This window comes from Flavobacteriales bacterium (genome assembly GCA_029248105.1).
GTDB lineage: Bacteria > Bacteroidota > Bacteroidia > Flavobacteriales > UBA7312 > UBA8444.
Map to the genome: position 1 here is coordinate 1 of JAQWJZ010000008.1, position 15078 is coordinate 15078.

At 35.3% G+C, this 15078-nt stretch carries 11 protein-coding genes and 2 tRNA genes; 6 read left to right on the top strand and 7 right to left on the bottom strand.

Features of this window, described 5'->3' with window-relative positions; translation table 11 throughout:
• Positions 1 to 308: 308 nt before the first annotated feature.
• From P8I29_00920 to mutS, 3 genes are all read right to left on the bottom strand, one after another.
• A tRNA-Leu gene (locus P8I29_00920) sits at positions 309 to 394 on the bottom strand.
• Between the two features lie 45 nt (positions 395 to 439).
• A tRNA-Gly gene (locus P8I29_00925) sits at positions 440 to 511 on the bottom strand.
• 57 nt (positions 512 to 568) lie between these two features.
• On the bottom strand, positions 569 to 3139 hold the full coding sequence (mutS, locus tag P8I29_00930; GenBank protein ID MDG1916358.1) for a DNA mismatch repair protein MutS: 2571 nt from the start codon (positions 3137 to 3139) through the stop codon (positions 569 to 571).
• 85 nt (positions 3140 to 3224) lie between these two features.
• Between mutS and P8I29_00935 the strand changes: the two genes are divergently transcribed.
• Both P8I29_00935 and P8I29_00940 read left to right on the top strand, forming a co-directional pair.
• Positions 3225 to 3749, top strand: a complete 525-nt coding sequence (locus P8I29_00935) for an RNA methyltransferase (GenBank protein ID MDG1916359.1) — start codon at positions 3225 to 3227, stop codon at positions 3747 to 3749.
• Between the two features lie 330 nt (positions 3750 to 4079).
• The gene (locus P8I29_00940; protein MDG1916360.1) at positions 4080 to 5759 is read left to right on the top strand and encodes a tetratricopeptide repeat protein; all 1680 of its coding nucleotides are present in this window, start codon (positions 4080 to 4082) and stop codon (positions 5757 to 5759) included.
• Between the two features lie 51 nt (positions 5760 to 5810).
• On the opposite strand, the gene P8I29_00945 is transcribed toward P8I29_00940, so the two are convergent.
• Positions 5811 to 6443, bottom strand: coding sequence for a deoxynucleoside kinase (locus tag P8I29_00945; GenBank protein ID MDG1916361.1), 633 nt, complete (start codon positions 6441 to 6443; stop codon positions 5811 to 5813).
• Entirely contained in the window at positions 6440 to 6925 is a 486-nt protein-coding gene (folK, locus tag P8I29_00950) for a 2-amino-4-hydroxy-6-hydroxymethyldihydropteridine diphosphokinase (protein ID MDG1916362.1), read from the bottom strand. Before folK ends, P8I29_00945 begins: the two co-directional genes overlap by 4 nt.
• 83 nt (positions 6926 to 7008) lie before the next feature.
• On the opposite strand from folK, the gene sppA reads away from it, so the two are divergent.
• Both sppA and P8I29_00960 read left to right on the top strand, forming a co-directional pair.
• Positions 7009 to 8766: a signal peptide peptidase SppA gene (gene sppA, locus P8I29_00955; protein ID MDG1916363.1), complete on the top strand. Its 1758-nt coding sequence runs from the start codon at positions 7009 to 7011 to the stop codon at positions 8764 to 8766.
• 15 nt (positions 8767 to 8781) lie between these two features.
• Positions 8782 to 9456, top strand: coding sequence for a queuosine precursor transporter (locus tag P8I29_00960; protein MDG1916364.1), 675 nt, complete (start codon positions 8782 to 8784; stop codon positions 9454 to 9456).
• On the opposite strand, the gene P8I29_00965 is transcribed toward P8I29_00960, so the two are convergent.
• Entirely contained in the window at positions 9453 to 10250 is a 798-nt protein-coding gene (locus P8I29_00965) for a DUF2797 domain-containing protein (GenBank protein MDG1916365.1), read from the bottom strand. The two genes, P8I29_00960 and P8I29_00965, sit on opposite strands and share 4 nt — an antisense overlap.
• Positions 10251 to 10295: 45 nt before the next feature.
• On the opposite strand from P8I29_00965, the gene P8I29_00970 reads away from it, so the two are divergent.
• Together P8I29_00970 and P8I29_00975 are read left to right on the top strand one after the other, a co-directional pair.
• Complete coding sequence (locus tag P8I29_00970) at positions 10296 to 11807, top strand: GH3 auxin-responsive promoter family protein (GenBank protein ID MDG1916366.1); 1512 nt, start codon at positions 10296 to 10298, stop codon at positions 11805 to 11807.
• Between the two features lie 43 nt (positions 11808 to 11850).
• Positions 11851 to 12465 carry a deoxynucleoside kinase gene (locus P8I29_00975; protein MDG1916367.1) on the top strand — a complete coding sequence of 205 codons (615 nt, stop codon included), beginning with the start codon at positions 11851 to 11853 and terminating at the stop codon, positions 12463 to 12465.
• Positions 12466 to 12534: 69 nt separating this feature from the next.
• On the opposite strand, the gene P8I29_00980 is transcribed toward P8I29_00975, so the two are convergent.
• Positions 12535 to 15051 carry a sodium-translocating pyrophosphatase gene (locus P8I29_00980; GenBank protein ID MDG1916368.1) on the bottom strand — a complete coding sequence of 839 codons (2517 nt, stop codon included), beginning with the start codon at positions 15049 to 15051 and terminating at the stop codon, positions 12535 to 12537.
• Between the last annotated feature and the right edge of the window lie 27 nt (positions 15052 to 15078).

Below are 15078 nucleotides of genomic sequence, written 5' to 3' on the forward strand. Positions count from 1 at the left end.
AAGCTCAGAACAATCTTGTGCTATAAGGCTAAAAGAGAATAATATTAAAATAAAAGATAAAATTGATTTCATAAATGTGGGAGTTTTTGTGGTTCTCCAAATCTAATAATTTAGTTTGAATAGAGTAGTACAAGTAGAGTACTTATGAAACTTGTAGGGGGGGGCATAAAAAGTTTAATGATTATATAAAATACATCACACGGGGGAGTATCGATATTTTATGCACAAAATTAAGACCTTTTCTTAGTTTGTTGGGAATATAAATAGAAAACCCCTTATTCTACTAGAGAATAAAGGGATTTTCTAAGTACCCAGGGCGGGACTTGAACCCGCACGGACATTACTGTCCATTGGATTTTAAGTCCAACGTGTCTACCAATTCCACCACCTGGGCTTGGACTTAATACAATAAAAATCCTCTTTAAAAAAGAGGATGTTGAGCGAGTGATGGGATTTGAACCCACGACCCTCACCTTGGCAAGGTGATGCTCTACCCCTGAGCTACACTCGCAATTGGGAGGGCAAATGTAATACATTTTTCAGATTACACAAACCCTGTTTTGTTTTTTTATTTTCCTGTCATCTTTTTTATCTCATTCAATTTCATCAAAGCTTCAACTGGCGTCAATGAATTGATATCCAAATCTTGAATTTCATCTCTGATACTCTCCAATATTGGATCATCTAGTTGGAAAAAACTGAGCTGCATATCATCATCTTGCGATAGCTTTTCTTGATTAGAAACTTCTTCTTTCGAAGAATGAGCTTTTTCTAAACGCTTCATTATCACTTTAGCCCTTTCCACAACAGATTTTGGCATACCTGCCATTTTAGCTACATGAATACCAAAACTATGAGCACTACCACCTTCTACAAGCTTTCTTAAAAATAAAATCTGCTGACCAATCTCTTTTACCGAAACATTAAAGTTTCTTATCCTTTCAAATGAATTAGTCATTTCATTAAGCTCATGATAATGTGTAGCAAACAATGTCTTGGCCTGCGAAGGGTGTTGATGCAAAAATTCGGCTATTGCCCATGCTATAGAAATACCATCGTAAGTACTCGTTCCTCGTCCTATTTCATCCAGCAGAATTAAACTTCTCTCTGACACATTATTTAGGATACTCGCCGTTTCATTCATTTCTACCATGAAAGTAGATTCCCCTTGAGAAATGTTATCAGACGCCCCTACTCTTGTAAAAATTTTATCTACCAAGCCTATTTCAGCCGCTTCGGCAGGAACAAAACAACCTATTTGAGCTAATAAAACAATTAGTGCAGTTTGTCTTAAAATGGCTGACTTACCAGACATATTAGGACCCGTAATCATTATAATTTGCTGCTTTTCTCTATCCAAATAAATGTCGTTGGCGATATATTCTTCTCCAACAGCTAATTGTTGTTCGATAACAGGGTGTCTTCCTTTGCTTATTTTCAAAGTATAATCATCCGAAATAGCGGGCCTAGTATATTGGTGTCTTTGAGAAAGAGAGGCAAATGACATCAAAACATCCAACTGAGCAATACGCTGAGCGTTAATTTGCACCTCAGGAATAAAATCTATTAGACTTAAGACTAAATCATTAAATAATTGACTTTCTAAAGCCAAAATCTTTTCTTCAGCTCCTAATATTTTAGTTTCTAATTCTTTAAGTTCTTCCGTTATATAACGTTCAGCGTTAACCAAAGTTTGTTTTCTTATCCAATCTTCTGGCACCTTGTCTTTGTGTGTGTTACGCACCTCAAGATAATAACCAAAAACATTGTTAAAAGCAATCTTTAAAGAAGGAATTCCAGTACGTTCAGTTTCTCTTTCCAAAATTTGCTGAAGAAGAATGTGACTATCTTTGGCAATAGCCCTTAACTCATCAAGACTAACATTGACACCACTGGCAATCACTTGCCCTTTATTGATAGCAACAGGTGCGTTATCATCTATTTCTTTGTCAATTCTATTTCTGATGAACTCACAAAGATTAATGTGTTCTGACAATTGTATCAAAGCCTTATTATTAGACTGTTGGCAAAATTGTTTCACAGGCTCGACAGCAATTAAAGCACGTTTTAGCTGAACGACTTCTCGTGGATTAATTCGAGCAGTAGCAACTTTAGAAATGAGTCGCTCTAGATCTCCTATTTCTTTAATATGATTTATAGTTTCAGGCTTATCATCACTTTCTTCCATCAGATATTCGACCGCAGATAAGCGATCTTCGATAAGTTGTTTTTCTTTCAATGGAAAGGCCACCCAACGCTTTAATAAACGTGAACCCATAGGCGTAATGCTATGGTCAAGGATATCTACTAAAGTCGTAGCACCATCGTTATGTGAATGAAACAATTCCAAGTTACGAATCGTGAAACGGTCCATCCAAACATGCTTTGCCTCTTCTATACGCTGAAGATTAGCAATATGCTTAATGTGATGATGCTGTGTTTCTGTTAAGTAATGAAGCGCAGCACCGGCAGCTACCGTTCCATCGTTGAGTTCTTCTACACCAAAACCTTTCAAAGAAATCGTACCAAAGTGCGATAACAATTTCTCTTGCGAAAATTCTTTTGTAAACACCCAATCCTCTAATGAGCTGATATAATATTTATCGCCAAATAAATCAATAAACTTTTTGTGGTGTTGTTTTTGAAAAACAACTTCAGATGGATTGAAACTCTGGAGTAACTTAGCTATATACTCGTCCTTACCTTGAGCAAGTAAAAACTCCCCCGTTGAAATATCCAAAAAAGAAAGTCCTATTTCTTTTGAACCAAAATGAATAGATGCTAAAAAATTATTGACCTTATGATCAAGGACTTTATCATTATAAGAAACGCCTGGCGTTACTAATTCCGTAACTCCTCTTTTAACAATTTTCTTAGTAGCTTTTGGGTCTTCTAATTGATCACAAATCGCTACACGCTGACCTGACCGAACTAATTTAGGCAAATACGTATCTAAGGCATGATGTGGAAACCCTGCTAAAGCATCGTTAGAAGAGCCATTAGAGCGTTTGGTTAATGTAATGCCGAGTATTTTAGAGGAAAGAATGGCATCTTCACCAAAAGTTTCATAAAAATCCCCTACTCTAAATAACAACATTGCATTAGGATATTTCGCCTTAATACTATTGTATTGTTTCATTAAAGGAGTCACTTTAGCTTCCGTTGTATTTTTTTTAGCCGCCAAGAGTCTATTTTATATAATTTTGTGCTTTCATTATTAAAAGATGCGTAAGTTAAAAAATAAGGAGCTAAAAAGACTCAATTTAGAAGAATTTAAAAGCAAAAAAAAAGTACCTATCGTTATTGTTCTCGATAATGTTAGAAGTGCACATAATGTAGGCTCTGTTTTTAGAACTTCCGACGCCTTCCTTATTGAAAAGATTATACTCTGTGGAATTTGCCCAATTCCACCAAAAAATGAAATCCGCAAAACAGCATTAGGGGCTACCGAATCTGTTGAATGGATATATACAGAAAACAGTATAGACTCCATTAAAACTTTAAAAGATGCAGGGTATAAAATTGCTAGTGTAGAACAAGCTGACAACTCTACTCACTTAAATGATTTTTCATTAGATAAAAACCAAAAAATAGCTCTAGTTTTTGGGAATGAAGTTAATGGTGTAAATGACGAGATCGTTCAGATGAGCGATTCTGTTATTGAAATTCCACAACACGGCACGAAACACTCTTTTAATGTATCCGTTAGTGTTGGTATTGTTCTATGGGATTTTAGCCGCAAAATATAAGCTTTTATAAGCCCAGCTCTCTTTTAAGTTTATTCAGTTTTTAATTTGCTCGAGTCGCCTCGTAAATTCGCATCTTTGAAAACCTTTAATTAAAAATACCCATATAGCAAGGCTTCTTAGACTTCCTATCTAGTAAATACTTACTTTATCGATCTTTTTTTCACTAGAAAAACAACAGAGATAGCACTAAAAGCTCTTCTTTTTTTCCTGATAAATAAAAATTAAGGCATTGTTAACAATTTGATATTCAAAATAAAAAATTACAGATTTATATATTGACCTAATAAATATATATTTGCACATACTATTTAATCTTTAATCACATTCAAAATGAAAAATAGACACTTTTTCAGTTTACCTATAATTTTTTCACTTATCCTATTAATTAGTTCATGCGGACTAGATTCAATGGTTTCAAAATTTAATACACTCAATTTCACTGTTACTCCTACCCAAGTGGAGGTTCATGGTGGAAATATAGATATTGAACTTGAGGTGAAAATTCCTGAAAAATACTTCCTAAAAAGTGCAGAAGCTGATTTCAGAGCTATGCTAGCTCCATCTGCCGATAGCGAAAATAAAGTATTTTTTGATCCTGTAAAACTACAAGGCGAAAAAATCTCTAGTAATGGTAAAACTATCGGCTTTATAACAGGCGGACAGTTCACCTATAAAGGGACAATAAAGTACTCTGAAGAAATGGCTGACTACGATCTATTCGCTACAGCTATTGCTACAATGAACGATAATAGTAAAAGCCTCGGCGCAGTAAAAGTTGCTGAAGGAGTTATGGCTACTTCTACACGAGTAATGAATAGCGAAGTGCCTGCTGTTTCGGATCACACCTATGAAAAAGTTACTGTTTTAGAAGAAACAGCTGTTATATACTTTACAGTAAATCAATCTAATGTTAGATACTCTCAGAAAAGTTCAGACGAAATCAAAAAATTGAAAGAGTTTGCTAAGCTAGGCTATGAAACAAAAAACATAGAGATATCTTCTTTCGCTTCACCTGAAGGAACTTTAGATGTAAACGACAAAGTATCAGACAACAGGGCTAACTCTACATTCTCCTATGCTAAGAAGTTAATGAAACAATTAAAAGTCGATGGAGCTAAAAATGACGATTTGTATATTCAGAGCTCTAAAGGTGAAGATTGGAGAGGTTTTAATAAGCTCGTAAACTCTTCTGATATGAAAGACAAAAGTAAAGTCTTAAATATTGTAAGAAATCAAAAAGACCCTCAAAAAAGAGAAGAGTCTATTAGAGATATGGCCGAAATATATGACGCTATTGAAAATGATGTATTACCAAAACTGAGAAAGGCAACGATAACATTAAGAGTATTTGAACCGAAAAAAACGGATGAAGAAATTGCTTCTCTAGCTATTGCTGACCCTGCTCAACTTGATATCAAAGAAATGCTTTATGCCGCTTCTTTGATTGAGGACAACTCTATAAAAAAGACCATTTATAATGCAACGAGCAAATCATTTGCTAACGATTATAGAGCATACAACAACTTGGCTGGAATTTATATCCAAGAAAAAAATATGAATAAAGCAATTGATATGTTGGGCAAGGCATCTAAATACAATGCCAACGCTGCTGAAGTAAAAGAGAATCAAGGTATTATTGCAGCCATTGAAGGTGATTATAACAAGGCAGCGTCCTTATACAACTCTTCTAACGCATCTGATGTAAACAAAGGTATCTTAGCTATTAAAACAGGCGATTATAGCTCTGCTACAAGTAAGCTAAAAGGTAACGATTACAATGCAACCCTTGCTAAAATAATGAATGGCAATCCTGTTGTTACAACAGATAATTCAGCCGCAGGAAATTACCTCAATGCAATAGTAAACGCAAGAACAGGTAACACAGATAAATGCATTGAATTCTTATCTAAAGCAATTGAAATAGACGCTAATTACAAGAATGAAGCTAAAAAGGATTTTGAGTTCAAAAAACTGAAAGATAATGTCGGATTTCAAGCGTTGATAAACTAAGAAAACTGAAATTAGAAATAAAAAACCTGACATTTAAAATGTCGGTTTTTTTTATGTCAAGGAAATTCGATGAAACCCTTTTGAATAGGTGTCAGAAGTTAAATTCAATAACTGCTGAAATACATGGGACTGATTAACAAAATCGACCTCACTAACGTCAACAACAAGAATAGGAAAGTCTGAATGTTTTTTAAAGAAGTCAAAATACTTATTTTGAATATCTAAAAGATATTCATCAGAAATATTTTGCTCATAACTTCTGCCTCTTTTCTGAATATTTTGTTGAAGTCGGCTTACATCAGAATGTAAATAGATGATTAAATCTGGCTTAGGTAAGTTTTTAAGAGCAATATCGGATAATCGATTAAACAACAAAAGTTCATCATCACTGAGGTTGTTTTCAGCAAACAACTTAGATTTTACGAAAAAGTAGTCTGAAACAACACCATGTGAAAATAAGTCTTGATCACGTAAATCTCCTAACTGACGGTAACGCTCGGCCATAAAAAACAGCTCCAAAGAAAAGGCATACCTTTCAGGCTGCTCATAAAACTTAGGCAAAAATGGATTGTCAGCAAACTCTTCCAGCACAATACGGTAGTTAAGTTCATTAGCTAACATCTTAGAAAATGTTGTCTTGCCTACTCCTATATTTCCTTCTATAGTGATAAACTGATAGCTCATAATTTACTAACTTTTGAATTGTCACTACAAGAATACAACAATTGCTCAATCGTGTTACCGAATTTAGGATGAATTTGTTCTGAAGCAATTTCATTCAAAGGCGTTAATGCAAAACGTCGGTTGTGCAAATGCTCATGAGGGATAATAAGATTTTCTTCTTCAATTGATTCAGAATTAAAAAGTAAAATATCTATGTCAATTACTCTTGCTTGATACGTTTTGGAATTTGTTCTCGTTCTTCCCAGTTTACGTTCAATAGAAAGACAACGATCCAAAACTTCAAGAGGTGACAATTCAGTAGAAATGCCTAATGCTTGATTGATGAAGTTGTTTTCATGCTCAAAGCCCCAAGGCAGGGATTCATATATAGATGAACGCTTTGAAAGATGTCCAACACTTTCCCTTAACATATGAATCGCTTCTTCAAACATCTCTCTAGAGTTTCCTAAATTACTTCCTAAAAGCAAATACACTGTATTCATAAAACGAAAATATATAAAGAGATTAAACTAATCTGCATAAAAAATGTAATTTTGTTTTCTACATAAATTAAAAAAGAAAAGCTATGCTACGATTCTTCAAAAGTGTTTTTAAATCTGTTCTAGTAACACTTATATCATTTACAATTATCATACTAGTATTTGTTGTAATTGGTGTTTCGACAGGAATGGAGGAAGGTGAAAAAACCAAGGCAAATAGCCTCTTAGAAATTAATTTATCTGAAAAAATTGTAGATAGATCGTCTGAATTTTCTTTCGATTTTGGCAATTTTAGTGATGAGCCTACCCCTCTAGGATTAGACGATATCTTGAAATCTATCGAAAAAGCCAAGCACGACAATAACATAAAAGGGATATACTTAAATATCGACATGGTTAACTCTAACATGGCGTCTTTAGAAGAAATTCGAGATAAGCTACAAGAGTTTAAAGACTCAACAGATAAGTTCATCCTATCTTACAGTGAAGTATATTCTCAAAAGGCATTTTATATTTCTTCAGTGGCAGACAAAATTTATTTACATCCAGAAGGTTATCTAGAGTTTAAAGGGTTGAATTATGAGGGGATGTTTTTTAAACAAGCCCTTGCAAAGTTAGAGATAGAACCTCAAATTATACGTCACGGTAAATTCAAAAGTGCTGTTGAGCCATTTATCCTTGATAAAATGAGCGATTCGAACAGAGAACAAGTAAAGCGTTTCATCAATTCAATTTGGGAAGATGTAAAATCAGACATTGCCGAGGGTAGAAACCTATCTGATGATGAACTGAATAATATCGCTGAAAATTTATTGATACAATCTGCAAAAGATGCTGTTGACTACAAACTTGCTGATGCCTTACAATACCAAGACCAGGTTGATGATACTCTTAGAAAAAGACTTGATATTGAGGACAACAAAAAAATTGAGAAAATCTCTTTACGAAAATATATAGACGTTGGTGTTAGCACCAAAAAGAAATTCTCAAAAGATAAAATAGCTGTTATTTATGCTCAAGGCTCTATTAATAGTGGTGATGGCAATAACGAAACTATTGGTTCAGAAACGACTTCGAAAGCCATTCGAAAAGCTAGAAAAAATGATAAGATAAAAGCCATTGTATTGAGAGTAAACTCACCTGGAGGAAGTGCTCTAGCGTCAGAAACCATACTCCGAGAAATGGATCTCGCTAAAAAGGTTAAACCTGTCGTTGTATCAATGGGTGATGTTGCTGCTTCTGGCGGCTACTATATTGCTTGTAAAGCCGATACTATTGTGGCTAACCCCACAACCATAACAGGCTCAATAGGTGTGTTTGGAGTATTGATGAACCTTGAAAAGATGATGACTAACAAATTGGGAATCACTACCGATAGAGTAAAGACTAATCAATTTGCCGACTTAGCTTCGCCTACTCGAGCACTGAGTGAGTCTGAACGAGCAATCATACAAAACCAAGTAGAGTTGATTTACGATAAGTTCATCAGCAATGTTTCAGAGGGCAGAAATATGAGTAAAGAAGAAGTAGATGCTATTGGTCAAGGTAGGGTATGGACAGGAAAAGATGCTATTGAATTAGGATTAGTAGACGTTTTAGGCGGAATGGAAGACGCCATAGCTATAGCCGCAGATATGGCAAACTTAGACTCATATAGAATCACTAAGCTACCTATTGAAAAAAATCCTATTGAAAAAATCCTTGAAGATTTGGGCGGTCAAGTGAAGACTAGAATAATCAAAAACGAATTGGGTAGTGCTTTCCCTTATTACAAACAAATGAATGAGATTGTGAACATGGAGAAAATTCAAATGCGAATGCCTAACCAATTTGAGATTTATTAACGAATTATTTTTCAATTGAAATCTCAGGCACAAACACTTTACCTTATACTCAGCGGTCTTTTTATTGCCTCATTGGTATGCTGTAATTTAATTTTTCAAAAATTCTTTACATGGACACCCTTTGGCATTTATACCTTTGAAATTTCGGCAGGAATAATACCCTACCCTATTACCTTTTTAGTGACAGATATCATTTCAGAAATTTACGGAAGAAAAAAAGCTAATTCGGTAGTACTATCTGGTTTGTTTGCAAGTATTTTTGTGTTGGGTATCGTTATGGTGGCAAATAACGTAACTGCTACTGAATGGTCTCCAGTTAACGACACTACATTCTCCAATGTTTTTGGATTGACAGGCATAGCTGTTGGTGCATCAATGCTTGCTTATCTACTTGCACAATTTGTGGATATTAGAATATTTCATTTTTGGAAAAATTTAACCAAAGGCAAACACCTATGGCTAAGAAATAACGCCTCTACTTTCAGCTCTCAACTCGTTGATACTGCTACTGTATTGTTGTTATTGTGTGTTGCTGGGGCTATTGCATGGGATAAGTTCTGGATATTGTTGCTGAATGGCTTTCTATTTAAAGTAATAATGGCTTTGATAGACACCCCTATACTCTATATTGTGATTGGACTAATAAGGAAAAAATTGAACCTTAAAGTTGGTGAAGAAGTAGAAATTTAATACTCAATACTGACCACATAACCTTGATGCTTTCTAACATTCAACACATTCAAATAGTCAAACATTAAATATTGGCCCTTGATTCCTGTTAAAGTTCCTTCAATGACCTCAAGCTTATCGAAGCTCATACTCTTGACTTTCTTAGGGTATTCAAGCACAGGGTAATTCAATTCCAACAACTCAGAGTCATCAACAACATATTGTTTTAGTTCAGCTGGCAAAAACCCTTTCATTTCTTCTTTTAAAGAATGTAAATCTATACTCGTATTGATATCGTTTTTCAACATTTTTTGCCAATGAGTTTTATCTGCGATAAAATCTTTCAAAGTAACTTCTATAACGCCTGCTAAGTAGCGGTTAGGTGTTTCTGCTAAAATAATGGTCTGCACTGCCCCTTGATCAATCCAACGGGCAGGTATTTGAGGTTTTCTAGTTATACCTACTTTGGCATTAGCTGTCAGAGCTAGATAAACAATTTGAGGCGTTAAATGGTATTTTTTCTCCCACTCCATATCTCTACCGATACCAAGATGTGCCTGACACCTTTCTGGGTGAATGATACACTCTGAAGCTATTGGAGAAGACTGAAAACAAGGGTAACAAAGACCTTGATTGAAAGATTTGTACGTTTTAGCACCACAATCGGTACAGAAAATTTGATTTTCAAAAGTGAACCTTACAGGCTTATTAATTAGAGAGTTCATATCTACACTCTCGCTACCTATAGGAAGATGATACTGTATAGGCTGTGACAATTGAGATGTCATTTTCAACAAAGAACCTGTTATTTTCATTACAAAATAGTATTTTTAAATTCAAATTTATCCTGAGTACAAGATATGATATTTTCTATAAAAAATAGTCTTATGTCGTGGGTAATGCGAAAGCGTATTCACCAAATAGAACTCTTTATAAAATACCCCAATGACGTACAACACGATTGGTTTGAAAACCTCTTAAATACAGCTCAACATACGGAATGGGGAAAGAAATATCGTTATAACGAAATAAATACTTACAATACATATAGAGAAAGAGTACCTATTTCAACATATGAAGATTTATCACCCTTCATAGAAAGGTTAAGAAAAGGGCAAGAGAATATTTTGTGGCCTACCGAGAGCAAGTGGTTTGCCAAATCTTCGGGTACTAGTGGACATAGAAGTAAGTTCATTCCTGTCACAAAGGAATCTCTTAAAGATTGCCATTTTAAAGGTGGTAAAGACATGCTATCCCTTTATTGCTTCAATTATCCTGAAACGCAGGTTTTTAATGGTAAAAGCGTAATTATGGGTGGTAGCCACGAGCCCTCCTTGAGTACTCACAAAAAAGACGGAGATTTATCGGCTATCATAGTCGATAATCTACCCTTTTGGGTAAATATCCATCAGACCCCCAATAAGGACATCCGTTTAATGAACGATTTTGAAAAGAAAATTGAACAAATGGCACTGATTACATCAAACGAAGATGTGAGAACAATTTCTGGTGTCCCATCTTGGATGCTTGTACTATTTAATAAAATACTAGATGTCAAAGGTGTGAATAACATCAGTGAGGTATGGCCAAATCTAGAGCTATACATGCATGGAGGCGTTAGCTTTACACCTTACAAGAATCAGTTTGAAAAACTTATACCTAAGAGGGTTAATTTTTTGGAAACTTACAATGCTTCTGAGGGTTTTTTTGGCATTCAAGATCAGAAAAACAGCAATGAAATGTTACTCATGCTCGATTACGGTATTTTTTACGAATTCATTCCCGTTGAGGATATAGATAGCCAGAAAGCAATTCCTTTATGGGAAGTAGAAAAAGGGAAGCCGTATGCAATGGTCATTTCAACAAATGCTGGTTTATGGCGATACCTTATTGGAGATACGGTTATTTTCACATCTACCAAACCTTACAGAATTCAAATAATTGGACGAATAGGACAGTTCATTAATGCATTTGGAGAAGAACTAATAATGTCTAATGCAGAAAAAGCTTTAAAGATAGCTTGTGAAAAAACAGGTGCCAACATAAACGAATATACAGCCGGACCAAAATACATGTCTGAAACAGGTCAAGGGGCTCACGAATGGGTTTTTGAATTTAACAACAAACCTAACAGTATTGATAAATTCGTTCATGAGTTAGATCAAAATTTAAAAAAAATGAACTCTGATTATGCTGCTAAAAGAAATAAAAATTTAGCATTACAACAGCCGATTGTTCATACTGTCGAAAATGGTTTTTTCTACAAATGGATGAAAACTCAAGGGAAATTAGGTCGTCAATTTAAAGTTCCAAGATTATCAAATAACAGGAATAATTTAGATTCTATTTTTAAATTGATGAAAACACTATGAATTCATAGAAAATCCTTTAAATTAGTAGCAAAATAATTAAAATATGCACATAGCCATAGCAGGAAATATAGGCTCCGGCAAGACCACATTAACAACCCTATTGTCAAAACATTATGGGTGGGAGCCACAATTTGAAGATGTTGATGACAACCCCTATTTAAATGATTTTTATAAGGATATGCAACGGTGGTCTTTCAATCTACAGATTTACTTTTTAAATAGTAGATTTGGGCAAGTACAAGAAATCCATAAAGGTGAAAAAGATGTTATTCAAGACAGAACGATGTATGAAGATGCTCATATTTTCGCCCCCAATTTACACGCAATGGGCTTAATGAGTACAAGAGATTTTGAAAACTACCAAAGTCTTTTTGAATTGATGAACACTTTCATTCCGGCCCCTAATCTTTTGATATACCTTCGTTCGTCGGTTTCTAATTTAGTAGAACAAATACAAAAAAGAGGTCGTAATTATGAAAATTCTATTCGTATAGACTATTTGTCTAGACTCAACGAACGCTATGAAGCATGGATATCTTCATACGACAGAGGTCATTTACTAGTTATTGATGTCGATGGTTTAGATTTCCAACAAAACAAGGAAGACCTCAGTGTTATCATTGATAAAATAGATGCCGAAATCAACGGATTGTTCTAAAGCAAAACAAACTAGCACAAAAAAAAGCCCAGCAGATGCTGGGCTTTTTTAGTATAAATTAGTTTATAATTACTCTTTAAAACTAACCAATCCTTTTATAAAATCTCTAACTTGAAATTCAAATGAAGCAGGATATGTCATATCGTTAGCCATTAGTTCACCATAAGCAATAAAAGTGTTTTCCTCGATAGGCTTTACCTCGTTTGAAGTAAATGAAATGAACTCTGAACTAAACACAGGGCTTTTGAATGTCATGTTTTCTGAATTAGCAGTTTTACCTTTAAATGAAACCATTACTAAATCCTCTCCTTCTATTTTAAGGCTGGTTCTTACTTTTAAACCATTTTTTTCATTGGAGTTGTAAATGATAACTTCTCCATCAACTACTCTGCTTTCTCCCATTACAATCTCATTGGTAACAGAAGGCATTGAGCTAGTATCAGAAGTACCATTCATAGCAATTGATGGAGCAATTACTAAAGCCACTACTGACATTAATTTCAACAAGATATTTAGAGATGGACCAGAAGTATCTTTAAATGGATCACCTACGGTATCACCTACTACAGCCGCTTTGTGAGCTTCTGTACCTTTCTTGCCTTGCTCTTCAATCATCTTCTTAGCGTTATCCCAAGCACCACCAGCATTAGACTGGAAGATTGCCATTAGTACACCACAAGTAGTAACACCTGCTAAAAGACCACCCAACATTTCTGCACCACCTACAAAACCGATAAGTACAGGAACGATAATAGCTAAAAGACCTGGCAATACCATTTCTCTAATAGATGCTTGAGTAGAAATTTCCACACATTTATCGTATTCAGCAACGCCATCAGCAGCATCAAAGATTTTTCTGTCAGCTGCAGATGCTTTAGACATATCCGAATCGTTTTTACGCATGACTTCCAAAGCTGCTTTCAAAGCAGGGATATCTCTAAATTGTCTTCTTACTTCTTCAATCATTGCCATAGCCGCACGACCAACCGCATTCATTGACAATGCAGAGAATACAAATGGCAACATACCACCGATTAATAGACCAGCCATAATATCAGGCCTAGAAACATCAATAGCCGTTACGTTAGCTGTTTTCATAAAGGCAGCAAATAAAGCCAAAGCTGTAAGTGCAGCAGAAGCAATAGCAAATCCTTTACCAATTGCAGCAGTCGTATTTCCTACTGCATCTAATTTGTCTGTTCTTTCTCTTACTTCAGGATCTAACTCAGCCATTTCTGCAATACCACCCGCATTATCAGAAATAGGACCGTAAGCATCAACAGCTAATTGAATACCTGTGTTTGCTAACATACCTACAGCAGCAATTGCAATACCGTAAAGACCAGCAAATTTGTGCGATACAATAATGGCAGCAGCAATAAGGATGATAGGAATAGCAGTAGACATCATACCTACACCTAAACCAGCAATAATATTGGTAGCAGAACCTGTTTCAGATTGCTTAACGATAGAGTTTACAGGCTTTGTACCAGTGCCAGTATAATATTCTGTAACCTTACCAACTAATAAACCAGCAACAAGACCAGCGATAGTAGCCCAAAATACACCCATAGAAGTGTACTGAATACCCGCTTCTACCCATGTTTCAGGTAGCATTGAGTTAATAATGAAATATGAAGCTACAAGCATTAAACCTGCAGAACCAAACTCACCTAAGTTAAGTGCAGCATGTGGAGAACCACCATCTTTTACTTTCACAAAGAAAGTACCGATGATAGACATTACGATACCAACAGCAGCTAATGCTAAAGGTAAGTAAACAGCACCTAAACCATCAAATTGAGATTGGAATTCTGGTAAAGTAGCATATACTGCACCCAATACCATTGTACCAATAATAGAACCTACGTAAGATTCAAAAAGGTCAGCACCCATACCAGCAACATCACCTACATTATCACCTACGTTATCTGCAATAGTTGCAGGGTTTAATGGGTGGTCTTCAGGAATACCTGCTTCTACCTTACCTACAAGGTCAGCACCTACATCGGCAGCTTTAGTATAAATACCACCGCCTACACGAGCGAATAGTGCAATTGAAGAAGCACCAAGAGAGAATCCAGAAAGTACATTTAATACTTCACCGATTGCCCATCCCTGACCACTATATAATATGAAAAGAGAGCTAAGACCTAAAACACCAAGACCAACAACACCTAAGCCCATAACCGCACCACCAGCAAAAGCAACCTCAAGGGCAGCACCAAGTGATTTTCTAGCGGCATTGGTTGTTCTCACGTTAGCTTTTGTAGCTACACGCATTCCAATAAAGCCTGCTAAGGCTGAACAAATAGCACCTACAATAAAGGAAACTGCAACCATTCCGTTTGAGCCATCTTCACTACTTCCTTTGAAGTAAAGTAAAATAGCTACTGCTAAAACAAAAATCGATAAGATTTTATATTCAGCTTTCAAGAATGACATTGCACCATCAGCGATGTTTTTTGCAATTCTTGACATCTTTTCTGTACCTTCTTCTTGCTTAGAAACCCAAGCATTCTTCCAGAATACATAGCCTAAAGCTAGAACACCGAAAAGAGGTAAAAAGTCTACAATCATTTTCATAGTTTGAAATTTTAGTTAATTTGATTA

Coding starts and splice junctions, on each gene's coding strand:
- mutS (MDG1916358.1), bottom strand. CDS start 3,139: ATGAAACAATACAATAGTATTAAGGCGAAATATCCTAATGCAATGTTG.
- P8I29_00935 (MDG1916359.1), top strand. CDS start 3,225: ATGCGTAAGTTAAAAAATAAGGAGCTAAAAAGACTCAATTTAGAAGAA.
- P8I29_00940 (MDG1916360.1), top strand. CDS start 4,080: ATGAAAAATAGACACTTTTTCAGTTTACCTATAATTTTTTCACTTATC.
- P8I29_00945 (MDG1916361.1), bottom strand. CDS start 6,443: ATGAGCTATCAGTTTATCACTATAGAAGGAAATATAGGAGTAGGCAAG.
- folK (MDG1916362.1), bottom strand. CDS start 6,925: ATGAATACAGTGTATTTGCTTTTAGGAAGTAATTTAGGAAACTCTAGA.
- sppA (MDG1916363.1), top strand. CDS start 7,009: ATGCTACGATTCTTCAAAAGTGTTTTTAAATCTGTTCTAGTAACACTT.
- P8I29_00965 (MDG1916365.1), bottom strand. CDS start 10,250: ATGAAAATAACAGGTTCTTTGTTGAAAATGACATCTCAATTGTCACAG.
- P8I29_00970 (MDG1916366.1), top strand. CDS start 10,296: ATGATATTTTCTATAAAAAATAGTCTTATGTCGTGGGTAATGCGAAAG.
- P8I29_00975 (MDG1916367.1), top strand. CDS start 11,851: ATGCACATAGCCATAGCAGGAAATATAGGCTCCGGCAAGACCACATTA.
- P8I29_00980 (MDG1916368.1), bottom strand. CDS start 15,051: ATGAAAATGATTGTAGACTTTTTACCTCTTTTCGGTGTTCTAGCTTTA.